The organism is Pseudomonas sp. JUb42, assembly GCF_024807945.1.
Taxonomy (GTDB): Bacteria; Pseudomonadota; Gammaproteobacteria; order Pseudomonadales; family Pseudomonadaceae; genus Aquipseudomonas.
This window is the reverse complement of sequence record NZ_JANUFD010000011.1, coordinates 40532-62896: the sequence shown is the minus strand read 5'-3', so window position 1 is coordinate 62896 and position 22365 is coordinate 40532. Positions and strand designations below refer to the sequence as shown.

The following is a 22365-nucleotide window of genomic DNA, read 5'->3' as shown; positions in this document are numbered from 1 at the left end:
AATGCGTATCGAACCCCGTGTGCTGCCTGCGACCCTGCCATTTCTGGGCGATCTGCCGCCGCTGCTGACCCGTTTGTATGCAGCCCGTGGCGTCGCCAGTGAAGCCGAACTGGATAAAAGCCTGGCGCGGCTGATCCCGTTCCAGCAACTCAAGGGCATCGATGCTGCCGTTGATCTGTTGGTTACGGCACTGGAGCAGCGTCAACGCATCCTCATCGTGGGCGACTTCGACGCCGATGGCGCTACCGCCAGTACCGTCGGTGTGCTGGGCTTGCGCCTGCTGGGTGCGGCCCATGTCGATTATCTGGTGCCGAGCCGCTTCAAATTCGGCTACGGCCTGACCCCGGAAATCGTTGCCGTCGCCCTGGAGCGCAAGCCGCAGTTGCTGGTGACGGTGGATAACGGTATTTCCAGCATCGAAGGCGTGGCGGCGGCCAAGGCTGCGGGCCTGCAAGTGCTGGTCACCGACCACCACTTGCCCGGTGCCGAGCTGCCGCTGGCCGATGCCATCGTCAACCCCAACCAGCCTGGCTGCCCGTTCCCGAGCAAGGCCCTGGCCGGGGTTGGCGTGATGTTCTACGTGCTTATGGCACTGCGTGCGCGCTTGCGCGAAATGGGCTGGTACGCCAGCACGCCGCAGCCGAATATCGGTGAATTGCTCGACCTGGTGGCCTTGGGTAGCGTTGCCGACGTGGTGCCGCTGGACGCCAACAACCGCATCCTGGTCCATCAGGGCCTTGAGCGGATCCGCGCCGGTCGCGCCCGGCCGGGCATCAAGGCGATTCTGGAAGTGGCCAAGCGCGAGGCTTCGCGCATCACGTCCACTGACCTCGGTTTTATCATCGGCCCGCGGCTCAATGCCGCCGGGCGCCTGGATGACATGAGCCTGGGCATCGAGTGCCTTCTCAGCAGCGATCCGGCCAGTGCCCGGGAAATGGCCCAGGAACTGGATGGCATGAACCAGGACCGCAAGAGTATCGAGCAGGGCATGCAGCACGAAGCCCTGGCGCAGCTCAAGGACCTGCCGCTGGAGTCGATGCCGTTCGGCCTGTGCCTGTTCGATGCCGACTGGCATCAGGGCGTGATCGGGATTCTCGCTTCGCGCCTCAAAGAGCGTTATCACCGCCCGACCATCGCCTTTGCCGATGCCGGGGAGGGCTTGCTCAAAGGTTCGGCCCGCTCGGTACCGGGCTTCCATATTCGGGATGCGCTGGAGGCAGTCAATGCCCGCCATCCAGCCTTGATGAGCAAGTTCGGCGGCCACGCCATGGCGGCCGGCCTGACCCTGAGCGAAGCCAACTTCCCGCTGTTTGCCCAGGCCTTCGACGAGGAAGTACGTCGCCATCTCGCCGAGGACGACCTGACCGGTCGTTTGCTGTCGGACGGCACCCTGGCCGTGGAAGAGTTTCACCTGGAGCTGGCCCGCGCCCTGCGCAATGCCGGCCCTTGGGGGCAGCATTTCCCCGAGCCGTTGTTCCATGGCGTGTTCCAGCTGGTCGAACAACGGGTGGTGGGCGAACGTCACCTGAAGATGGTGCTCAAGAGCGAATGCGGCAGCCTTAAGGTCGACGGCATTGCCTTTGGTGTGGACCGCGATATCTGGCCCAATCCGAATATTCGCTGGGTCGAGCTGGCCTACAAGCTGGACGTCAACGAATTCCGTGGCAATGAGACGGTGCAGTTGATGGTGGTGCATATCGCCCCGCGCTGACCCGGAGCATCTCAGGAACCCCAGTGGCGATCGGATTGTCGACTAGTCTCTAAAGATTGTCAGAACAGTCCGATTTCCTTGTCTGAGAGGTCCCCATGAGCCTGTTGCTTGAACCCTGCACCTTTCGCCAGTTGACCCTGCGCAACCGCATCGCAGTATCGCCCATGTGTCAGTACTCCAGCGTCGATGGCTTGGCCAATGACTGGCATCTGGTCCATCTCGGTAGTCGTGCGGTTGGCGGCGCGGGCCTGATCATGACCGAAGCCACGGCCGTGACCCGTGACGGCCGCATCACCCCGGAAGACCTGGGGCTGTGGAACGACGAACAGATCGAGCCGCTGCAACGCATCACGCGCTTTATCACCGCTCAAGGCGCCGTAGCTGGCATCCAGTTGGCCCACGCCGGGCGCAAGGCCAGCACCTGGCGGCCGTGGCTGGGCAAGCATGGCAGCGTGCCGGAGAGCGAAGGCGGCTGGATTCCCTGGGCGCCGTCGCCCATCGCCTTTGACCCGACCTACACCAAGCCGGTGCAACTGAGCGAAAGCCAGATTCAGGAGGTGGTCGAGGCATTCGTCACCGCAGCCAAGCGGGCGCTGACGGCGGGTTTCAAGGTGGTCGAAGTCCACGCTGCCCATGGTTATCTGCTGCACCAATTTCTCTCGCCCCTGAGCAATCAGCGCCAGGACCAGTACGGCGGCTCGTTCGAGAATCGCATCCGCCTGACCCTGCAAGTGACCCAGGCCATTCGTGACATTTGGCCCGAAGAGTTGCCACTGTTTGTCCGCGTCTCGGCCACCGACTGGGTCGAAGACGGTTGGAACCCGGATGAAACCGTGGAACTGGCGCGACGCCTGAAAGACCTGGGTGTGGACCTGATCGACGTGTCGTCAGGCGGCACTTCGGCCAATGCGGAAATCCCGGTCGGCCCCGGCTACCAGACGCGCTTCGCCGAACGGGTACGCAAGGAAGCCGGTATCGCCACCGGTACTGTCGGGATGATCACCGAGCCTGCCCAGGCTGAACATATCCTGCGCACCGGGCAGTCCGACATTATCCTGCTGGCTCGTGAGCTGCTGCGCGACCCGTACTGGCCGCTGCATGCCGATGACGACCTGGGCGGACGCCTGGCGACCTGGCCTGCGCAGTATCAGCGCGCGACCCATCGCGACCAGCCGATTCATGAGTCGGATTTGCGTGATTGAGTCGTCAAACTCGATGCCGTTTATGTTGTGAAATGAGAGCCCTTATCAAACAACGTGCAAACTGCTGAATCACCAATACTCTGTGGGAGCGAATTCATTCGCGAAAGCGCTATTTCAGACGATACATGCGTCGGGTGTACCGGCCTATTCGCGAATGAATTCGCTCCCACAGAATTTGTTTCTTGCCCTGCTCAAATGTTTGCTGCGCGATGTTGCAGGATCTCCTACAGACCAAGGGCATCAATTTTCCTGCGCATTCCCTTCCAGTAACCTGCCGATCCACCCGGTCAGCGCCGGAATGGAAAACGGCTTGGTCAGCACATGCATGCCCGGCTCAAGGGCGCCTTCGCCGAGGACGGCATTCTCCGCATAACCGGTCACGAACAGCACGTTCAGGGCCGGGCGCAGGCTGCGGGCGGCGTCGGCGACCTGGCGGCCATTGATGGCGCCGGGCAGGCCGACATCGCTTATCAGCAGGTCGATCACGGCTTTGGATTGCAGGATGGTCAGCGCCTCTGCGCCGTCGTGGGCCAGTAACACGTCATAGCCGAGTTCTTCGAGCACTTCGGTAATCAGCAGGCGCACCGCCGGTTCGTCGTCGACCACCAGCACTGTGCCCCCATCGTTGCTGCTGACTGCGTGTTGCTCGGGTCCCGGGCTGCTCTCGACCGGGCTGTTCTGACCTTGCTGCATCGGCAGGAACAGGTGGAATTTCGAGCCTGTGCCGGGCGTCGAATCAATCCGTGCGTCACCACCGGACTGGCGGGCAAACCCATAGATCATCGACAGGCCCAGGCCGGTCCCCATGCCGATGGGCTTGGTGGTGAAAAATGGATCGAATGCGCGCGCTACTACGTCCGCCGTCATGCCGGTGCCGGTATCGCTGACACATAACTCGATATAGCTCCCCGAGGCCAGTTCGCCCTGGGTAGCGCAACCTTTGTCGAACACGCGGTTATGGGTCTCGATCAGCAACTGGCCGCCGTCGGGCATGGCATCCCGGGCATTGATGCACAGGTTGAGCAGGGCGTTTTCCAGCTGGTGTGGGTCGACAATGGTCGGCCACAACTCCTCGGCACCCTGGATCTGCATGACAATGGACGGTCCGATGGTCGTGCTGATCAAGTCCGCCATGCCCTCGACCAGCTGATTGATATGGGTGGTCTTGGGGGCCAGGGTCTGGCGCCTGGAGAAGGCCAGCAGGCGATGAGTCAGGGCAGCCGCCCGGCGCGAAGCCTCAAGGGCGGCGGTGATATAACGCCCCAATTCGCTGGTGCGTCCCTGAACAACGCGGTTTTGCAGCAATTCGATATTGCCGGTGACGCCCATCAGCAGGTTGTTCAGGTCATGGGCCAGACCACCGGTCAACTGGCCGACGGCTTCCATCTTCTGCGACTGGTGCAGAGCTTCCTCGATCACATGCAGGGCCTGTGCCTGCTCTGCCTCGGCGATCAGCTCCATGCGCCTGGCCTCGCTGATACGCAGGGCCTGCTCGTTGAGCACGCGTTTGGTGGTTTCCCGGGTAGTGCAGAACATGCCGACAATGTTGCCGTGTTCATCGAACAGGGGAGAGAAAGAGAACGACCACCAGGTTTGTTCGGCGACGCCGAAACGGGCCATGGTCAGGGGCAGGTCCTGGCACTGATACGCCTGGCCGCTCAGGGCCTGCTCGATCATCGCTGACACTTGGTCCCATACATCGCCCCACAGCTCCTGCATCACCGCGCCGAGGGCGTTGGCCTTGCGCGGGCCGAGGATCGGCGCATAAGCATCGTTATGGAAAAACAGCAGTTGCGGCCCCCAGAGCACGTACATCGACTCCGGGGAGTTGAGGATCAGGTTCAACGCGGTTTTCAGTGCCGCAGGCCACTGCTGCGGGGGGCCGAGGGCGGACTCATGCCAGTCGATAGCCCTGATTGCCCGCGCGGTCTCGCTGTGGCCTGCGGGGAAGTCCAGGGAGGTAATCACAGTGGCAGGCTCCTGAGGCGGCAAGTCATGAAGGCCGAATTGCGCATGAACGGTCGTCCCTGTTGATCAAGCGGGTGGGCCCGGCTTGATCCGGATAACGACCATTCTCCATGTTTTTTGAGGCACTGTGGGGTTGACCGTATAAATGAGTGGGTGTTGCTAATAAAATCACTCAAATGGATTTATTTTGTCAGGGAGATTCACGAGGAAAAAAAGCCGTAGGACCGGCTTTAGCCGGGAGGGCGCTCTCCCGGCTAAAGCCGGTCCTACGGTCAGATCCGATCAGTGCTTGAACATCACATGCCGCACGGTGGTGTAGTCCTCCAGCCCATACATGGACATATCCTTGCCATAGCCGGACAGTTTCTGACCGCCGTGGGGCATTTCGCTGATCAGCATGAAGTGGGTGTTGACCCAAGTGCAGCCGTACTGCAAGCGCGCGGCCAGGCGATGGGCGCGGCCGACGTCCTGGGTCCAGACCGACGATGCCAGGCCGTAGTCCGAATCGTTGGCCCAACCGAGCACCTGGGCTTCGTCCTGGAAACGGGTGACCGAGACCACCGGGCCAAACACTTCGCGGCGCACGATCTCGTCATCCTGCTGGGCATCGGCGATGACCGTCGGCTCGAAGAAATAGCCGTTGCCGTCGATGGCCTTGCCGCCGGTGATCAGGCGCATATGGGACTGCGCCAGGGCGCGCTCGACGAAGCCGGTGACGCGGTCGCGGTGCTGGGCGGTGATCAGCGGGCCGAGTTCGGTGTCCGGGTCGTCCTGCAGGCCGACCTTGATCGTGCTGACTGCCTCGCCGAGCTTGCTGACGAACTTCTCGTAGATGCCATCCTGAGCGTAGATGCGGCAAGCGGCGGTGCAGTCTTGACCCGCATTGTAGAAACCGAAGGTGCGGATGCCTGCGACGGCGGCGTCGATATCGGCATCATCGAAAATGATTACCGGAGCCTTGCCGCCCAGTTCCATGTGCATGCGTTTAACGCTGTCGCTGGTACTGGAAATGATGTGCGAGCCGGTGGCGATGGAGCCGGTCAGGGACACCATGCGTACCTTGGCGTGGGTGACCAATGGATTGCCGACGGTCTGGCCACGGCCGAACACCAGGTTGAGCACACCGGCGGGGAAGATTTCCTGGCACAACTCGACCAGGCGCAGGGCGGTTAGCGGGGTCTGTTCGGATGGCTTTAGCACCACGGTATTACCGGCGGCCAGGGCCGGGGCGATTTTCCAGGCGACCATCATCAGCGGGTAGTTCCAGGGCGCAATGGAAGCAATGACGCCCACCGGATCACGACGGATCATCGAGGTATGCCCCGGCAGGTATTCGCCCGCGGCCGAACCACTGAGCACGCGGCTGGCCCCTGCGAAGAAGCGGAATACATCGGCAATGGCCGGGATTTCGTCGTTGAGGGCGGCGCTGTAGGGCTTGCCGCAGTTGTCTGATTCCAGTTTTGCCAGCTCTTGACCGTGGGCCTCGATGGCATCGGCGAGCTTGAGCAACAACAGCGAACGGTCTTTTGGCGCGGTTTGCGACCAACTGTCGAAGGCCGCGTCGGCAGCGCGCACGGCCGCATCGACCTGGGCTTCACTGGCTTCGTTGATCTCCACCAGCACACGCCCGGTTGCCGGGTTGAACACCGCCTGGGCCGGACCTTCACCGGCGACCAGATGACCGTTGATCAGCAGTTTGGTTTGCATGGTTGTCTCCTTTTCAAGCCGTTATGAGGGCCTTGAGGGGGTGAGTTTGGTAAGAGCAAATTGTGGGAGCGAGTCCTGTGGGAGCGAATTCATTCGCGAATAGGCCGGTACATCCGACGTATCCGTATCGTCTGAAATATCGCTTTCGCGAATGAATTCGCTCCCACAATTCGCTCGCACAGAGTGCCTCCCATAGTTGCTCCTACCGGGATTGTGTTCGTTTATTTGCCACCACTCCCCGCCACGCTTTCGCCACCCCGGGTCAGGTAATAGGCGCCGAGGATCGGCAGCATGGTCACCAGCATCACCAGCATGGCCACCACGTTGGTCACCGGCACATCCCGCGGTCGGCTGAGCTGGTTGAGCAGCCAGATCGGCAGGGTGCGTTCATGCCCGGCGGTAAAAGTGGTGACGATGATTTCGTCGAACGACAGGGCAAAGGCCAGCATGCCCCCCGCCAACAGCGCCGAGCCCAGGTTGGGCAGGATGATGTAGCGAAAGGTCTGCCAGCCATCTGCACCCAAGTCCATCGACGCCTCGATCAGGCTGTGGGAAGTGCGGCGCAGGCGGGCGATGACGTTGTTGTAGACGATCACCACGCAGAAGGTGGCGTGGCCGACGATGATGGTGAACATCCCAGGCTCGATGCCCAAGGCCTTGAATGCCGCCAGCAGGGCCAGGCCGGTGATGATGCCGGGCAGGGCGATGGGCAGGATCAGCATCAGCGAGATGCCGTCCTTGCCAAAGAAATCCCGCCGGTACAGCGCCGCCGAAGCCAGGGTGCCGAGGAGCAGGGCAATCAGAGTGGCGACGCAGGCGATTTGCAGGGACAGCTTGATTGACTCCAGCACATCCGCACGGGAAAACGCCACGCTGAACCACTTCAGGGTAAAGCTCTGGGGCGGAAAGCTGAACGCGGCGTCCTGAGTATTGAAGGCATAGACGAAGATGATCAGGATCGGGAAGTGCAGAAACACCAGCCCGCCCCAGGCGGCGATCTTCAGGCCCACAGAAGCTTTTTCAGAGTGCATCGAAGGCCCCCAGGCGTTTGACGATGGACAGGTACACGGCGATGAGCACGATGGGTACCAAAGTGAAAGCCGCCGCCATGGGCATGTTGCCGATGGCGCCTTGTTGGGCGTAGACCATGCTGCCAATGAAGTAGCCGGGCGGGCCTACCAGTTGCGGCACGATGAAGTCGCCCAGAGTCAGGGAAAAAGTGAAGATCGATCCTGCAGCGATGCCGGGTATCGACAGCGGCAGGATCACTTGCATGAAGGTCTGCCGTGGCTTGGCGCCGAGGTCGGCCGAGGCTTGCAGCAGCGACGGCGGCAAGCGTTCCAGTGAGGCCTGGATCGGCAGAATCATGAACGGCAGCCAGATATAGACGAACACCAGAAAGCGTCCCAGGGCCGAGGTCGACAGGGTACTGCCACCAATTCCCGGCACGCCCAACAGCCATTGCAGCACAGGTTCAAGCCCCATGTGCTGGACGAACCATTGCGCCACGCCGCCCTTGGCCAGCAGCAGGGTCCAAGCATAGGCCTTGACGATATAACTGGCCCACATCGGCATCATCACTGCGATATAGAAAAACGCCTTGGTCTTGCCCGTGGTATAGCGCGCCATGTAATAGGCGATGGGGAAGGCGATGATGGCGCTGGCAATGGACACGCTAATGGCCATCAGCAGGGTGCGCTGGATGACGTCGAAGTTCGCCGGGTTGAACAGGGCCGCGAAGTTGGCGACGGTCAGGTCCGGGGTGACCGTCATGCTGAAGTCGTCGAAGGTGTAGAAGCCTTGCCACAACAGGCCCAGCAACGAGCCCAGGTAGATCGCGCCGAACCACAGCAGCGGCGCAATCAGCAGCAACGACAGATACAGGTTCGGCCGTCGATACAACAGGTTGGCGAAGCGCCGCAGCGGCGACTGCGCAGGCGTTGTCTGCGCCGGATGGGGGAGGGTCTGGATCATGCCTACAGGCCCTCGCCGGGGGTGATGGCGTCCTGCAGCAGGGTCATGGCCTGACGTGGCCAACTGACTTGCAGGCGTTGGCCGACCTGGCGCTGGCCGCTGTTGTCCTGCCATTGGTTGTTGGCCTGGCTGACGCTGAGGGTCTGGCCGTTGTCCAGTTTCAGCTCGTAGCGGGTGGCGCTGCCCTGGTACTGGATATCGTGAAGTACGCCACTGACCTGAAGCTCGCCCGTGGCCAAAGGGCCGCTGCTGAAGCGGATATGTTCCGGGCGAATGGAAAAGGGTCGCGACGTGCCGTTGAGATACTGCGCCAGTTGCCCGTCGACAACGTTGGAGGTGCCGACGAATTCGGCGACAAAGCGCGTGGCCGGGTTCATGTACAGGTTGCGCGGCGTGTCGACCTGCTCGATGCGGCCCTTGTTGAACACGGCGACCCGGTCGGACATCGACAGGGCTTCGGTCTGGTCGTGGGTGACGAAGATAAAGGTGATGCCCAACTGGCGTTGCAGCTTCTTCAGCTCGCTCTGCATCTGCTCGCGCAGCTTCAGGTCGAGGGCGCCGAGGGGTTCATCAAGCAGCAGGACTCGCGGACGATTGACCAGGGCACGAGCCAGAGCCACGCGCTGGCGCTGGCCGCCGGACAGTTGCACCGGCTTGCGCGCGCCGTAGCCATCGAGAGCGACCATGGCCAGGGCTTCGTTGGCCCGGGCCAGACGCTCACTCTTGCCGACGCCCTTGACCTTCAAGCCATAGGCGACGTTGTCCTGCACGTTCATGTGGGGAAACAGGGCGTAGTCCTGGAATACGGTATTGACGTCACGCTGATAGGGCGGCAATCCCGCCGCTTCTACGCTATGAATGCGAATGGAACCGTTACTCGGCTGTTCGAAACCGGCAATCAGCCGCAGGCAGGTGGTCTTGCCCGAACCTGACGGGCCGAGCATGGAAAAGAACTCACCGTCCTGGATATCGATGGAGACCCGGTCAACGGCCTTCACCTCGCCGAACTGGCGGGAAACCTGGGTGAACTGGACTGCAAGGGTCATGGTGAAACCTCAAGATGGAAGCGAGCGACTGCCTTGGGCTCGCCGGCAGAGCAAATTCTCATGAATGCGCGGAGCAAATCTTGTGGGAGCGAATTCATTCGCGAGGAGGCAGGTACATTCGACGCATCTTCATCGCCTGTAACACCGCCTTCGCGAATGAATTCGCTCCCACAGAGCCAGGATGGCGCCCTATCGCCCGCCCATGATCGCAATGTAGTCCTGGGTCCAGCGGCTGTAAGGCACATACTTGCCGCCCTCGGCCTGGGGTGTTTTCCAGAAGGCGATCTTGTCGAACAGATCGAAGCCGTTGGTGGTGCAGCCTTGCTCACCGAGCAGTTCATTGCCTTTGCAGGCGGCAGGTACGGCGGGCAGCGAGCCGAACCAGGCAGCGACGTCACCCTGGACTTTCGGCTTCATCGACCAGTCCATCCACTTGTAGGCGCAGTTGGGGTGCTTGGCTTCGGCGTGGAGCATGGTGGTATCGGCCCAGCCAGTCGCACCTTCCTGCGGAATGGTCGAGGCTACGGGCTGTTTGTCGGCCTGCAGGCCATTGACCATGTAACCCCACGAACTGCTGGCCGCTACGCCTTCGTTCTTCACGTCGCTCATTTGTACGGTTGCGTCATGCCAGTAGCGATGCACCAGCGGATGTTGCTTGCGCAGCAGATCGAGCACGGCCTTGTACTGGGTTTCGGTCAACTGATAGGGGTCGACGATGCCCAGTTCCGGCTTGGCTGACTTGAGGTACAGCGCGGCATCGGCGATGTAGATCGGGCCGTCATAGGCCTGGACCCGGCCTTTGTTCGGCTTGCCGTCGGGCAGATCCTGCGGCTCGAACACCACGCTCCAGCTCACCGGTGGCGTCTTGAACACGTTGGTGTTGTACATCAGCACGTTCGGGCCCCACTGATAGGGCGTGCCGTAGGTCTGCTTGTTGACCACGTACCAGGGGCCGTCCTTCAGGCGCGGGTCGAGGTTCTTCCAGTTGGGGATCAGGCTGGTATCGATGGGCTGCACACGCTTGCCGGCGATCAGGCGCAACGAGGCGTCGCCCGACGCGGTAACCAGGTCATAGCCGCCCTTGGTCATCAGGCTGACCATCTCGTCGGAGGTGGCGGCGGTCTTGACGTTGACCTTGCAACCGGTCTCCTGCTCGAAGCCCGTCACCCAGTCATAGGCCTTGTCGCTCTCACCCCGCTCGATGTAACCCGGCCAGGCGACGATATCGAGCTGGCCTTCACCGGCGCCGACACTCTTGAGTGCTTCGGTGGCCTGCAAACTGACACTGGCGAACAGCGTCGTAACCACGGCGCCGAGCAGTGCGATCTTGGGTGCTGACATGATGATTTTCCCTCTTCTTTAATTGTCGGTCGGGGCAGTTGTGAGTTGCGAGCTTCGAGCTTCGAGCCGCGAGCTACAAGTCAGTGGGTGCGCTTGCTGTCGCATTCAATCTGAAGTCGCGGGTGTAACTGTTCTTATGGATGTCTCATTGCGCTTTTGTTTTTGTTTGTAGCTCGAAGCTCAGAGCTGCTTCATAGCTGCCCGGCATGCCGGGCCATAATATGTCGCACCACGCTGTAGTCCTGCAGTGAGTCGCTCGACAGATCCTTGCCATACCCCGAACGCTTGAGGCCGCCGTGGGGCATTTCGCTGACCAGCATGAAATGGCTGTTGATCCAGGTGCAGCCGTATTGCAGACGCGCGGCCACTTGCAGGGCCTTGTCCAGGTTGCCGGTCCAGATTGATGAGGCCAGGCCGTATTCCGAATCGTTGGCCCAGTCCACCGCCTGTTCCAGTTGTTCGAAGCGGGTCACGGTGACGACCGGGCCGAACACTTCGCGCTGGACGATTTCATCGCTCTGCTTGCAACCGGCCAGCAGGGTTGGTTGATAGAAAAAGCCTGCGCCGGAATGCACGGCGGCGCCGGTGATGCGTTCGATATGGGGTTGGCTCAGGGCGCGTTCGACGAAGCTGGCCACGCGGTCGCGCTGGCGGGTGCTGATCAGCGGGCCAATCTCGTTGTCGGCGTCGCGCTTGCCTGCGAAGCGCAAGCTGCTCACGGCGGCACCGAGTTCGGCCACCAGACGATCATGAATACCGGCCTGGGCGTAGATGCGGCAGGCGGCGGTGCAGTCCTGCCCGGCGTTGTAGTAGCCGTACGTGCGGATGCCTTCGACCACGGCTTGCAGGTCGGCGTCGTCGCAGACGATCACTGGCGCCTTGCCGCCGAGTTCCAGGTGGGTGCGCTTGAGTGTCTTGGATGCGGCCTGAAGGATCTTCTGACCGGTGACGATATCGCCGGTCAGGGACACCATGCGCACTTTCGGGTGGCTGACCAGATGGCTGCCGACCCCCTCGCCACCGCCGCAGACAATATTGATCACCCCTCGCGGTAACAGCTCGGCGAGGACCGGCGCCAGAGCCAGGATCGACAGCGGCGTATGTTCCGACGGTTTGAACACCAGGGTGTTGCCCGCCGCCAGGGCCGGGGCGATTTTCCAGGCCGCCATCATGATCGGGTAGTTCCACGGCGCAATGGAGGCGACCACGCCAATCGGGTCGCGCCGCACCATGCTGGTGTAGCCGGGCAGGTATTCGCCGGACAACTGACCGGTCTGGCAGCGCACGGCACCGGCAAAGAAACGGAAGACATCGACGGTGGCGCTCAAATCGTCCTGACGGGCCAGGTGCAACGGCTTGCCGCAGTTCAGGGCTTCGAGGCCAGCGAGCAGATCGGCGCGCTGTTCGATGGCGTCAGCGATGGCCAACAGGGTGTTGGAGCGTTGCTGTGGCGTGGTTCTGGACCAGCCGCAGAGGGCGCGGTGGGCGGCGAGAATCGCACTCTCGACCTGTTCGGTGCTGGCTTCGGCGATGGCGACCAACACCTCCCCGGTGGCCGGGTTGAGGATCGGCTCGACAAAGCCCTGGCCTTTGACCAGTTCGCCGTCGATCAGTAGCGCGGTGCAGAAGTCCGTCATGGTCCGGGAAGCCTTTTATCCGTACGCGGCCTGTTCTTATTGTGGGACCGGCGCAGGACCGGCTCTAGCCGGGCGCGTGGCCCCACGACTCTCGCGGCTAAAGCCGCTCCTGCAGGTATTGCAGGACCTTGAGACTAGTGCCCGCCCCGGTAGACAACAAATACCAAATACTGAAAGCAGCGTTCGATTAAATCGATAGCCTGCGCTGGGTATGGTGGTGTTCCCGCGCAATCGTCAGGAACGGGTCGACCAGCGACGGTCGTGCGGTGCCGCGGCGCCAAGCCAGGCCGACGTCCAGGGTGCGGGTCAGGTCGACCAGCGGGCGGGCTTCGATGATGTCGCCTTCAAGGGACCACGGCCGGTAGGTCATGTCCGCTTGAATCGACAGCCCCAGGCCTGCCGCCACCAGGCTGCGCACGGCTTCGGTGGAGGCAGTGCGCAAGGTCACGCGCGGCTGCAGGCCGGCACCGGACCAGATGCGCTGGGCATTGAGGTCCATTTCATCGACGTTGAGCTGGATCAGCGGCTCACCGGCCACATCGGCCAGGCTGATGCTGTCGTGTTCCAGCAGCGGGTGTTGGGCGGGCAGCCACAGGCGGTGAGGGGAATGAGTCAGCACCTCGGTCTGCAGGGCGTGGCGGTCTTCGAGATTGGACAAGATCAGTACGCCGACATCGATTTCGCCACTGACCAGCAGGTGCTCGATATAAGGCCGTTCGTCTTCCATGACGCGGATGTCGACATTGGGGCAGGCGCGCTGGAAGCGGGTGAGCAGGTCGGCCAGGTAGTAGCCTGCGACCAGGCTGGTCACACCGATGATCAACTGCCCGGCGACCTGGTCAGTGCTCTGTTGCAGGCTGCGCTTGGCGTTGTCCACGGTCGCCAGAATCAGGTGCGCCTGACGTAAAAACTGATGCCCCTGATGAGTCAGGGTCATGCCCTTGGCGTGGCGGTTAAACAGCGTGACGCCGATTTCCTGCTCCAGTTGCTGGATCGCCAGGGTCAGGGTCGACTGGGAAATGAATACGGCCTGAGCGGCAGCGGAAATCGAACCGGTCTCGGCGACGGCGATGAAGTGGCGAATCTGACGCAGCGTCATCATGGCGGGCACGGCTCAGGTGAGTTTTATCGAATGGTACGAATGTATATCGTTTTTAGCGATGAGCCGTCTATCAGCTCTTTGGATCCCGGCAACATCCGGAAAAACACCCGGCCCCTGAACGCAGGTAACAAGATTTAACCTGCTGCGCATCTGTCATGAGCCAATGGCTCCAGGAGGTTTTCCATGATTACGCGCGGTTTGCTCGATCAGTTGCTCAAGTCCGGCCAGGATCTGTTGCAGAACAAGGCGGGTGGTCAATCCTCAACCAAGGGCCAGTTGGGCAGCCTGCTGTCCGGCGCGGGCGGTGGCGCCTTGGCGGCGGGGGCCATGGGCTTGCTGATGGGTAATAAAAAGGTGCGCAAGCTGGGTGGCAAGGCCCTGACTTACGGCGGCCTGGCTGCCCTCGGCGTACTGGCCTACAAGGCCTATGGCAACTGGCAGGCCAATCAGGGCACGGCGCCGCAACGCGAGCCGCAGACCATCGACCGTCTGGCAGCGCCCGAGGTCGAGGCTCATAGCCAGGCAATCCTGCAGGCGCTGGTCGCAGCCGCCAAGGCCGATGGTCATGTCGATGAACGTGAGCGAGAGTTGATCGAGGGGGAGTTCGCCCGGTTAAGTGACGATGCGTCCCTGCGCGACTGGCTGCACACGCAACTGAACAAGCCGCTGGACCCGGTCGAAGTGGCCCGCGCCGCGCGTACCCCGGAAATGGCCGCGGAAATGTACCTGGCCAGTGTCATGATGGTGGACGATGAACACTTCATGGAACGTGCTTACCTTGACGAGTTGGCGCGGCAATTGAAACTCGAACCTGCTTTCAAGAGTGAGCTGGAGGCTCAGGCTAGACAGGCTGCCTGAGCACTCGGCCCTTTGCTGCAATGGCTAAGGGCCATATTTTTTGACCGTTCACTCTCTGACGCTTCTGCGCTATGTATCCTCTTTGTATCGGGCAGTGTCATTGCATTGACATCGCTGCACGCTATTGAACCATCGGCTGGGCTATACTTCGCCAGCCTGGACCGTTCGTCGGTCCGCTTCTCGAACACGGCTCGACGCCTGTGTTGACTTCCTGAGGGCTGACTGTGAAGAACTGGACTCTGCGCCAACGGATCCTGGCGAGTTTCGCCGTGATCATCGCCATCATGTTGTTGATGGTTGTCGTATCGTATTCGCGCCTGTTGTCGATTGAGTCCAACGCCGACGAAGTGCGTCGAGACGCCTTGCCCGGTGTTTACTACAGCACCATCGTGCGCAGCACTTGGGGTGAAAGTTATATCCGCACCCTGGAACTGATGAGTGAAGGCAAGGGCCGCGAATTGACGCGCCCGGAGCTGGACCAGTTCACGGACACCGAAAGTCGTCTGCAAGACCAAATGGATAACTATAAGAAAACCATCTTCGATAACGCCGACGGTGACCGTTTTGCGGTATTCGAGAAGCAGCGTGATGCCTTTGTAAAATTGTTGAAGGACACTCTGACCGCTTACCAGCACAATGATTTTGCCCTTGCTCATTCGACTTTCTACGATCAGGTCGGGCCGGTCTGGCAGGCCGGGCGCAAACAGCTCAATGAGTTGATTACCGCCAACAAACTGGTAGCTGATACCGCAGCCGATCACATTGGGTCATCGGTACAGTCGGCCAAAATCAGCATGGGGCTTTCGCTGCTTATCGCGGTTATCGCAGCCGGTGGCTGTGGCCTGCTGTTGATGCGCTCGATCCTGGCACCGATGAACCGTATTGTCAGCATCCTCGAAGTGATGCGTACCGGTGATCTGAGCAAGCGTCTGGATCTGGAGCGGCGCGACGAGTTCAATGCGGTGGAAACCGGTTTCAACGACATGATGACCGAGCTGACCGCCCTGGTTTCCCAGGCCCAGCGCTCGTCGGTGCAGGTGACCACGTCGGTTACCGAGATTGCCGCCACCTCCAAGCAGCAACAGGCTACGGCCACCGAGACCGCTGCGACCACCACGGAAATTGGCGCGACTTCCCGTGAAATTGCGGCCACTTCCCGCGATCTGGTACGCACCATGATTGAGGTGACTTCCGCTGCCGACCAGGCTTCGGTACTCGCAGGCTCCGGCCAGCAAGGTCTGGCGCGCATGGAAGAAACCATGCATCAGGTCATGGGTGCTGCTGATCTGGTGAATAACAAGCTGGCGATCCTCAATGAGAAGGCCAGCAACATCAATCAAGTGGTGGTGACCATCGTCAAGGTTGCCGATCAGACCAACCTGCTGTCCCTCAACGCCGCCATCGAAGCGGAAAAAGCGGGTGAGTACGGCCGCGGCTTCTCGGTCGTGGCGACCGAAGTGCGGCGTCTTGCGGACCAGACCGCCGTGGCGACCTATGACATCGAACAGATGGTCCGGGAAATCCAGTCGGCGGTGTCGGCCGGCGTCATGGGCATGGACAAGTTCTCCGAGGAAGTACGCCGGGGCATGTACGAAGTGACCCAGGTCGGCGAGCAGTTGACCCAGATCATTCATCAGGTCCAGGCCCTTGCACCGCGAGTGCTGATGGTCAACGAAGGCATGCAGGCTCAGGCCACTGGCGCTGAACAGATCAACCAGGCACTGGTGCAGTTGGGCGATGCCAGCAGCCAGACCGTGGAGTCGTTGCGCCAGGCCAGTTTTGCCATCGACGAGCTGAGCCAGGTCGCTGTCGGCCTGCGCAGCGGCGTCTCGCGCTTCAAGGTTTGAGACCTGCCTATGAGCGAACGTACGGCTGAGCGCGGTGCTGCCAAGGCAGCGTCGAACACCCTGTTCCTGCTGTTTCGCATAGGCGAAGAACGCTACGCCCTGGAAGCGGTGGAAGTCGCTGAAGTGCTGCCGCGTCTGCCCCTGCGTGCCATTGCCCATGCGCCGCACTGGGTGGCGGGTGTCTTGCCTCACCGCGGCCAGGTGGTGCCGGTCATCGATGTCAGTGCGCTGACGTTCGGTCGCCCGGCCAACACCCGTACCAGCACGCGACTGGTGATGGTCCACTATCGTGCTGATGCCGAGTGCCCGGAACAGCTGCTGGGTCTGATTCTGGAACAGGCCACCGACACCCTGCGCTGCCCGCGCAGCGAGTTCAAGGCCTATGGTCTGGACAATCGCCAGGCGCCTTATCTGGGGCCGGTGCGTGAAAGTGAGACTGGATTATTGCAGTGGATCCGCGTGCAGGAGCTGCTCAGCGATCCGGTGCGTGAGTTGCTCTATCCGCAGGAGCCCTGGGACCTTGCCTCGCTTGAGGAAGCGCCATGAGCGACGACGTGCGCTTTTTCAGGTTTCTCAAAGAGCGCATCGGCCTGGATGTGACCTCCGTGGGCGAGTCAATCATCGAGCGGGCTTTGCGTCAGCGCTTTATCGCGTCTGGGGCCATCGACAGCGATGCCTACTGGCTGTTGCTGCAGGGGTCGAGTGCCGAGCAGCAGGCGCTGATCGAAGCGGTAATCGTGCCGGAGACCTGGTTTTTTCGTTATACCGAATCCTTTGTTGCCCTGGGCAAACTGGCCTTTGAACGGCTGCAGACGCTTAATGGCGTGCGCCCGCTGCGTATTCTCAGTGTGCCGTGTTCGACGGGCGAAGAGCCTTACTCCATTGCCATGGCGCTGTTCGATGCCGGCTTCACGGCGCAGCAGTTCAAGGTCAATGCCATCGATATCAGTCCGCTGTCGATCCAGCGCGCCAAGCGTGGCATCTATGGCAAGAATTCTTTTCGCGGCGATCGCATCGAGTTTCGCGAGCGCTACTTCACCGCGATCAACGACGGTTACCAGATCGATCAGCGGGTCAGTGATCAGGTCGACTTCCAGCCCGGCAACATCCTCGATCCGATGCTGCCCGCCAAGAAGCTGGATTACGATTTTGTCTTCTGCCGCAATCTGCTGATCTATTTCGACCAGGCCACGCAAAAACACGTTTTCGAAGCCCTCAAGCGCCTGACCCATGCCGACGGCGTGCTGTTCATCGGTCCGGCCGAAGGTTCGCTGCTCAGCCGCATGGGCATGCGCTCGACGGGGATTGCCCAGTCGTTCGCTTTTCGTCATGCCGGTGCGGATGCCGAGGCTGCTCAACCGCTATTGCCGTCGGTGCTGTCACCCATTGCCCGCACCAGCCCGCGCAAGGTCGTCGATCTGCCGCTGCCGACCCCGGCTGCTTCGTCGCGCCCCTTTGGCGCCAGCGCCACGGCATTTGCCAGCCGCAGTCTGCGGCCGACGCTGGCCCCCTCGGGTGGCGATGATGTGGCGACCCTGCTCGCCACTATCGCCAGCCTGGCCAATCAAGGCAAAAGCAGCGAGGCCAAGGCGGCCTGTGAGCGTTATCTGCAACAGCATGAGCCGGTGGCCCAGGTGTTCTACTGGCTGGGGCTGCTCAGCGAAGTGGCCGGCAGCACCCATGAAGCCCAGGGTTTTTACCGCAAGGCGTTGTACCTGCAACCGCAGCACCCCGAAGCCCTGGCGCAACTGGCCGCCTTGCTGGCCGCCCAGGGTGACGCTGCCGGTGCCCGGCGTCTTCAGGATCGCGCGGCGCGCAGCAACAATAATAAAGAAGGAAGCCGTCGATGACTGATTCTTATAGCCATGTGAGCGTGATTGACCAGGGTGCCCAGGCTATCGACGACTGCTGGAACCGTATCGGCATCCATGGCGACCGTTCCTGTCCGTTACTGGCAGAGCATATTCATTGCCGTAACTGTGCGGTGTATTCGTCGGCGGCCACGCGCCTGCTGGATCGCTATTCGTTGTCCCAGGAAGCCCATGACGACCGTTCTGCCCAGTATGTGCAGGGCGAGATCAAGACCCGTTCGATCGTGGTGTTCCGTCTCGGCGAAGAATGGCTTGGCCTGCCGACCCGTTGCCTGTCGGAAATCGCCCCGGTCCAGGCCGTGCATTCGTTGCCGCACCAGCGCTCCCGGGCGTTGATGGGGGTAGCCAATGTTCGTGGCGTACTGGTGCCGTGCCTGTCGATGGTCGAACTGCTCGGTCTGGACCCTGCCGTGGTCACTGATCCGACCGGGCGAATTACCCCACGCATGTTGATCGTTGCAGCCCAGGGCGGCCCGGTGGTGGTGCCGGTGGATGAAGTTGACGGCATTCATGCCATGGACGAGCGCGAGCTGGAATCCGCCTCTGCGTCCGGGAACCAGGCCAATGCCCGCTTTACCCTGGGCGTGCTGCAATGGAAATCCCGCAGCCTGCGTCTGCTCGATCAGGAACAACTGCTGTCCGCAATCACTCGGAGCCTGACATGACCCCCGATCAAATGCGCGACGCTTCACTGTTCGAGCTGTTCACCCTGGAGGCCGAGGCGCAGACCCAGGTGTTGAGCCTTGGCCTGCTGGCCCTGGAGCGCGATCCGACCCAGGCCGATCAGCTCGAGGCCTGCATGCGTGCCGCTCATTCGCTCAAGGGCGCGGCGCGGATTGTTGGTGTGGACTTCGGCGTCAGTGTTTCCCATGTGATGGAAGACTGTCTGGTCAGCGCCCAGGAAGGGCGTATCTACCTGCAACCTGAGCATATCGACGCCTTGTTGTTCGGCACCGATTTGCTGATGCGCATTGCCACACCGGGAGACAGCAGTCTCGGACAGGGCGATATTGATGCGTTCGTCGAACGGATGAATGCCCTGTCCAGTCAGGGCAAGGGCACTCGTGCTGGGGTCAGCGTGCCGGTGGCGCCGCCTATGGGTGCGGATGAAATGTTGCTGGCCAATGCCTTGTTGCTGGGCAGTGCCATGCCGGCGGGTGTCAATCCGTTACTGGCCGACGATATTTCCAGTCTGACCATGGCCCAGGCTGATGCACAGGCCGATGTCGAGGCACCTGCCGAGCCGGAGCCGGTCGCCAGTGCACCCGCCGATGCCGACGCTCAGGCACGCAATCGACGGGTCACCGACACAGGCGAACGGATTCTGCGGGTCAGCGCGGACCGTCTGAACAACCTGCTTGATCTGGCCAGCAAATCCCTGGTGGAAACCCAGCGGGTCAAGCCGATTCTCAGCAATATGCAGCGCCTCAAGCGCATGCAGAGCGGCAGTGATCGGGCCCTGGCAACGCTGGAAACCACCCTTGGCGGCGCCGACATGCCGCAGGACGTGCGCCAGGCCCTGGCCGATGCCCGGCGCCTGAACAGCGAAGCCCAGCAGATGCTGATTCAGCAGACTGCCGAGCTGGACGAGTTTGGCTGGCAGTCGAATCAGCGCGCCCAGTTGCTCTATGACACGGCTCTGGTCTGCCGCATGCGTCCGTTTGCCGATGTGCTCAAGGGCCTGGCACGAATGGTCCGGGACTTGGGTCGGGAATTGGGCAAACAGGTGCGTCTGGATATCGAAGGGCAGAAAACCCAGGTCGACCGCGACGTGCTGGAAAAACTCGAAGCGCCGCTGACTCACTTGCTGCGCAACGCCGTCGACCATGGCATCGAGATGCCGGATGTGCGCGCCGCCGCTGGCAAGTCGGCCGAGGGCGTCATCCGGCTCAAGGCCACGCATCAGGCCGGCATGCTGGTGGTTGAGCTGAGCGATGACGGCAATGGCGTCGATCTCGACCGCCTGCGTAATCGTATCGTCCAGCGTCAACTGTCACCGGCGCAAACCGCCGCGCAGATGAGCGAGGAAGAGCTGCTCAGCTTTCTGTTCCTGCCGGGGTTCAGCATGCGCGACAAGGTCACGGAAATTTCCGGGCGCGGCGTCGGCCTGGATGCCGTGCAACACATGATTCGCCAGCTGCGCGGTGGCGTTGAGCTGCATCAGGCCGCAGGCCAGGGCAGTCGCTTCCAGCTCGAAGTGCCCCTGACCCTGTCGGTGGTGCGCAGCCTGGTAGTGGAAGTGGGTGGCGAGGCGTATGCCTTCCCCCTGGCGCATATCGAATGCATGCGCGACCTGGCCACCGAAGACATTGTCCAGCTGGAAGGGCGTCAGCATTTCTGGCACGAAGAGCGGCATATCGGCCTGGTTGCCGCCACTCAACTGTTGCAGCGCCCGCACAATCCGGACCCGCAGGAAGTACTCAAGGTCGTGGTCATCCGTGAGCGCGACAGCGCTTATGGCGTGGCGGTGGAGCGTTTTGTCGGCGAGCGCACCCTGGTGGTCTTGCCGTTGGATGCGCGTCTGGGCAAGATTCAGGATATTTCCGCCGGAGCCTTGCTCGACGACGGTTCGGCGGTGTTGATCGTTGATGTCGAAGACATGTTGCGTTCGGTGGAGAAACTGCTCAATACCGGGCGCCTGGAGCGTATCGACCGGCGCAGTCGCCAGGTCGACAGCGTTGCGCGCAAACGCGTGCTGGTGGTAGACGATTCATTGACAGTGCGCGAGCTGGAGCGCAAGTTGCTGCTCAGCCGCGGTTATGAAGTCGCCGTGGCCGTGGACGGCATGGACGGCTGGAACGCCTTGCGCAGCGAGGATTTCGATCTGTTGATTACCGATATCGACATGCCGCGTATGGACGGTATCGAGCTGGTCACGCTGTTGCGTCGCGACAGCCGCCTGCAATCGCTGCCGGTGATGGTGGTGTCCTATAAGGACCGCGAAGAGGATCGGCGCCGTGGGCTGGATGCCGGTGCCGACTATTATCTGGCCAAGGCCAGCTTCCACGATGACGCCTTGCTCGATGTGGTCGCGGAGCTGATAGGAGACGCACAAGGATGAAGATTGCCATCGTCAACGATATGCCCATGGCAATTGAAGCCCTGCGCCGGGCCATCGCTTTCGAGCCGCAGCATGAAGTGATCTGGGTCGCGGCCAACGGTGCCGACGCGGTGGCCCGTTGTGCCGAGCACACGCCGGACCTGATCCTGATGGATCTGATCATGCCGGTCATGGACGGTGTCGAGGCAACTCGTCGGATCATGGCGGCAACGCCTTGCGCGATCGTGGTAGTGACCGTTGATCGCCAGCAGAATGCCCATCGTGTGTTCGAAGCCATGGGCCATGGCGCGCTGGATGTGGTCGACACGCCGGCCATTGGCGGCGCCAACCCCAAGGATGCCGCTGCGCCATTGCTGCGCAAGATTCTCAACATCGGCTGGCTGATCGGCAAGCGCCATACCCGCGAGCCCATGGTTGCCGCGCCGATACGCTCGGCGGTCAAGCGCCGGGGGCTGGTGGCAATCGGTTCTTCGGCTGGCGGCCCGGCGGCACTGGAATTGCTTCTCAAGGCACTACCCGTCAGTTTTCCGGCGGCTATCGTATTGGTACAACATGTGGATCAGGTGTTCGCCGCCGGCATGGCCGAGTGGCTGAGCAGCGCTTCCGGACTGCCCGTGCGCCTGGCCCGTGAGGGTGAGCCGCCGCAGCCGGGAACGGTATTGCTGGCGGGGACCAATCACCATATTCGGCTGTTGCAGAACGGCAATCTGGCCTACACCGCAGAGCCGGTAAACGAAATCTACCGCCCTTCAATCGACGTGTTTTTCGAAAGTGTGGCACGCTATTGGAGTGGTGATGCCGTGGGTGTCCTGTTGACCGGGATGGGGCGAGATGGTGCTGAAGGCCTCAAGTTGATGCGTCAGCAAGGTTTCCTGACCATCGCTCAGGATCAACACAGTAGTGCGGTCTATGGCATGCCCAAGGCCGCTGCCGCCATTGACGCGGCGGTCGAAATTCGCCCGCTTTCCACAATCGCACCTCGTTTGACCGAGGTATTTGCGCAATGATTTTCCAGGTGAATTCACTGCCAGCCAGTGACC

The 22365-nt window shown here is 61.6% G+C and carries 16 protein-coding genes and 2 pseudogenes; 10 read left to right on the top strand and 8 right to left on the bottom strand.

The genetic code is table 11. From position 1 onward, the window contains the following. Position 1 precedes the first annotated feature (1 nt). Together recJ and M2401_RS21355 are read left to right on the top strand one after the other, a co-directional pair. Positions 2–1711 carry a single-stranded-DNA-specific exonuclease RecJ gene (gene recJ, locus M2401_RS21360; RefSeq protein WP_259105826.1) on the top strand — a complete coding sequence of 570 codons (1710 nt, stop codon included), beginning with the start codon at positions 2–4 and terminating at the stop codon, positions 1709–1711. A 95-nt stretch (positions 1712–1806) separates the two neighbouring features. Continuing rightward, a complete protein-coding gene (locus M2401_RS21355; protein WP_259105825.1) occupies positions 1807–2913 on the top strand; it encodes an NADH:flavin oxidoreductase/NADH oxidase in 1107 nt (368 codons plus the stop codon). Positions 2914–3153: 240 nt separating this feature from the next. On the opposite strand, the gene M2401_RS21350 is transcribed toward M2401_RS21355, so the two are convergent. From M2401_RS21350 to M2401_RS21315, 8 genes are all read right to left on the bottom strand, one after another. After that, positions 3154–4728, bottom strand: coding sequence for a response regulator (locus M2401_RS21350; protein ID WP_409033965.1), 1575 nt, complete (start codon positions 4726–4728; stop codon positions 3154–3156). Positions 4729–5163: 435 nt separating this feature from the next. Next, a complete protein-coding gene (locus M2401_RS21345; protein ID WP_259105823.1) occupies positions 5164–6588 on the bottom strand; it encodes a gamma-aminobutyraldehyde dehydrogenase in 1425 nt (474 codons plus the stop codon). Between the two features lie 221 nt (positions 6589–6809). Continuing rightward, on the bottom strand, positions 6810–7619 hold the full coding sequence (locus M2401_RS21340) for an ABC transporter permease (RefSeq protein ID WP_259105822.1): 810 nt from the start codon (positions 7617–7619) through the stop codon (positions 6810–6812). After that, a complete protein-coding gene (locus M2401_RS21335) occupies positions 7609–8562 on the bottom strand; it encodes an ABC transporter permease (protein ID WP_259105821.1) in 954 nt (317 codons plus the stop codon). Before M2401_RS21335 ends, M2401_RS21340 begins: the two co-directional genes overlap by 11 nt. Positions 8563–8564: 2 nt before the next feature. After that, on the bottom strand, positions 8565–9608 hold the full coding sequence (locus M2401_RS21330) for an ABC transporter ATP-binding protein (RefSeq protein ID WP_259105820.1): 1044 nt from the start codon (positions 9606–9608) through the stop codon (positions 8565–8567). Positions 9609–9797: 189 nt separating this feature from the next. Continuing rightward, complete coding sequence (gene ydcS / locus M2401_RS21325; RefSeq protein WP_259105819.1) at positions 9798–10949, bottom strand: putative ABC transporter substrate-binding protein YdcS; 1152 nt, start codon at positions 10947–10949, stop codon at positions 9798–9800. 191 nt (positions 10950–11140) lie between these two features. After that, entirely contained in the window at positions 11141–12586 is a 1446-nt protein-coding gene (locus M2401_RS21320; protein ID WP_259105818.1) for a gamma-aminobutyraldehyde dehydrogenase, read from the bottom strand. Between the two features lie 187 nt (positions 12587–12773). Next, a complete protein-coding gene (locus tag M2401_RS21315; protein WP_259105817.1) occupies positions 12774–13688 on the bottom strand; it encodes a LysR family transcriptional regulator in 915 nt (304 codons plus the stop codon). Positions 13689–13871: 183 nt separating this feature from the next. On the opposite strand from M2401_RS21315, the gene M2401_RS21310 reads away from it, so the two are divergent. From M2401_RS21310 to M2401_RS21280, 8 genes and pseudogenes are all read left to right on the top strand, one after another. After that, positions 13872–14546 carry a tellurite resistance TerB family protein gene (locus M2401_RS21310; RefSeq protein ID WP_259105816.1) on the top strand — a complete coding sequence of 225 codons (675 nt, stop codon included), beginning with the start codon at positions 13872–13874 and terminating at the stop codon, positions 14544–14546. A gap of 224 nt (positions 14547–14770) precedes the next feature. Next, entirely contained in the window at positions 14771–16393 is a 1623-nt protein-coding gene (locus tag M2401_RS21305; RefSeq protein WP_259105815.1) for a methyl-accepting chemotaxis protein, read from the top strand. Between the two features lie 9 nt (positions 16394–16402). After that, positions 16403–16939, top strand: coding sequence for a chemotaxis protein CheW (locus M2401_RS21300; RefSeq protein WP_259105814.1), 537 nt, complete (start codon positions 16403–16405; stop codon positions 16937–16939). Then, positions 16936–18243: a protein-glutamate O-methyltransferase CheR gene (locus M2401_RS21295; protein ID WP_259105813.1), complete on the top strand. Its 1308-nt coding sequence runs from the start codon at positions 16936–16938 to the stop codon at positions 18241–18243. The genes M2401_RS21300 and M2401_RS21295 overlap by 4 nt, the downstream gene beginning before the upstream one ends. Continuing rightward, positions 18240–18929: a chemotaxis protein CheW gene (locus M2401_RS21290; RefSeq protein ID WP_259105812.1), complete on the top strand. Its 690-nt coding sequence runs from the start codon at positions 18240–18242 to the stop codon at positions 18927–18929. Before M2401_RS21295 ends, M2401_RS21290 begins: the two co-directional genes overlap by 4 nt. After that, positions 18926–19307 (top strand): annotated as a pseudogene (locus tag M2401_RS34670) (Hpt domain-containing protein); the annotation flags it as partial. The gene M2401_RS21290 and the pseudogene M2401_RS34670, both read left to right, overlap by 4 nt. Positions 19308–19489: 182 nt before the next feature. Beyond that, positions 19490–21325 (top strand): annotated as a pseudogene (locus M2401_RS21285) (hybrid sensor histidine kinase/response regulator); the annotation flags it as partial. Further along, entirely contained in the window at positions 21322–22332 is a 1011-nt protein-coding gene (locus M2401_RS21280) for a chemotaxis response regulator protein-glutamate methylesterase (RefSeq protein ID WP_259105810.1), read from the top strand. The pseudogene M2401_RS21285 and the gene M2401_RS21280, both read left to right, overlap by 4 nt. Positions 22333–22365: the final 33 nt, after the last annotated feature.

Excerpts from the sequence above, each read along its gene's own strand:
- recJ (WP_259105826.1), top strand. The coding sequence starts at position 2 with ATGCGTATCGAACCCCGTGTGCTGCCTGCGACCCTGCCATTTCTGGGC.
- M2401_RS21355 (WP_259105825.1), top strand. The coding sequence starts at position 1,807 with ATGAGCCTGTTGCTTGAACCCTGCACCTTTCGCCAGTTGACCCTGCGC.
- M2401_RS21350 (WP_409033965.1), bottom strand. The coding sequence starts at position 4,728 with ATGTACGTGCTCTGGGGGCCGCAACTGCTGTTTTTCCATAACGATGCT.
- M2401_RS21345 (WP_259105823.1), bottom strand. The coding sequence starts at position 6,588 with ATGCAAACCAAACTGCTGATCAACGGTCATCTGGTCGCCGGTGAAGGT.
- M2401_RS21340 (WP_259105822.1), bottom strand. The coding sequence starts at position 7,619 with ATGCACTCTGAAAAAGCTTCTGTGGGCCTGAAGATCGCCGCCTGGGGC.
- M2401_RS21335 (WP_259105821.1), bottom strand. The coding sequence starts at position 8,562 with ATGATCCAGACCCTCCCCCATCCGGCGCAGACAACGCCTGCGCAGTCG.
- M2401_RS21330 (WP_259105820.1), bottom strand. The coding sequence starts at position 9,608 with ATGACCCTTGCAGTCCAGTTCACCCAGGTTTCCCGCCAGTTCGGCGAG.
- ydcS (WP_259105819.1), bottom strand. The coding sequence starts at position 10,949 with ATGTCAGCACCCAAGATCGCACTGCTCGGCGCCGTGGTTACGACGCTG.
- M2401_RS21320 (WP_259105818.1), bottom strand. The coding sequence starts at position 12,586 with ATGACGGACTTCTGCACCGCGCTACTGATCGACGGCGAACTGGTCAAA.
- M2401_RS21315 (WP_259105817.1), bottom strand. The coding sequence starts at position 13,688 with ATGATGACGCTGCGTCAGATTCGCCACTTCATCGCCGTCGCCGAGACC.
- M2401_RS21310 (WP_259105816.1), top strand. The coding sequence starts at position 13,872 with ATGATTACGCGCGGTTTGCTCGATCAGTTGCTCAAGTCCGGCCAGGAT.
- M2401_RS21300 (WP_259105814.1), top strand. The coding sequence starts at position 16,403 with ATGAGCGAACGTACGGCTGAGCGCGGTGCTGCCAAGGCAGCGTCGAAC.
- M2401_RS21295 (WP_259105813.1), top strand. The coding sequence starts at position 16,936 with ATGAGCGACGACGTGCGCTTTTTCAGGTTTCTCAAAGAGCGCATCGGC.
- M2401_RS21290 (WP_259105812.1), top strand. The coding sequence starts at position 18,240 with ATGACTGATTCTTATAGCCATGTGAGCGTGATTGACCAGGGTGCCCAG.
- M2401_RS21280 (WP_259105810.1), top strand. The coding sequence starts at position 21,322 with ATGAAGATTGCCATCGTCAACGATATGCCCATGGCAATTGAAGCCCTG.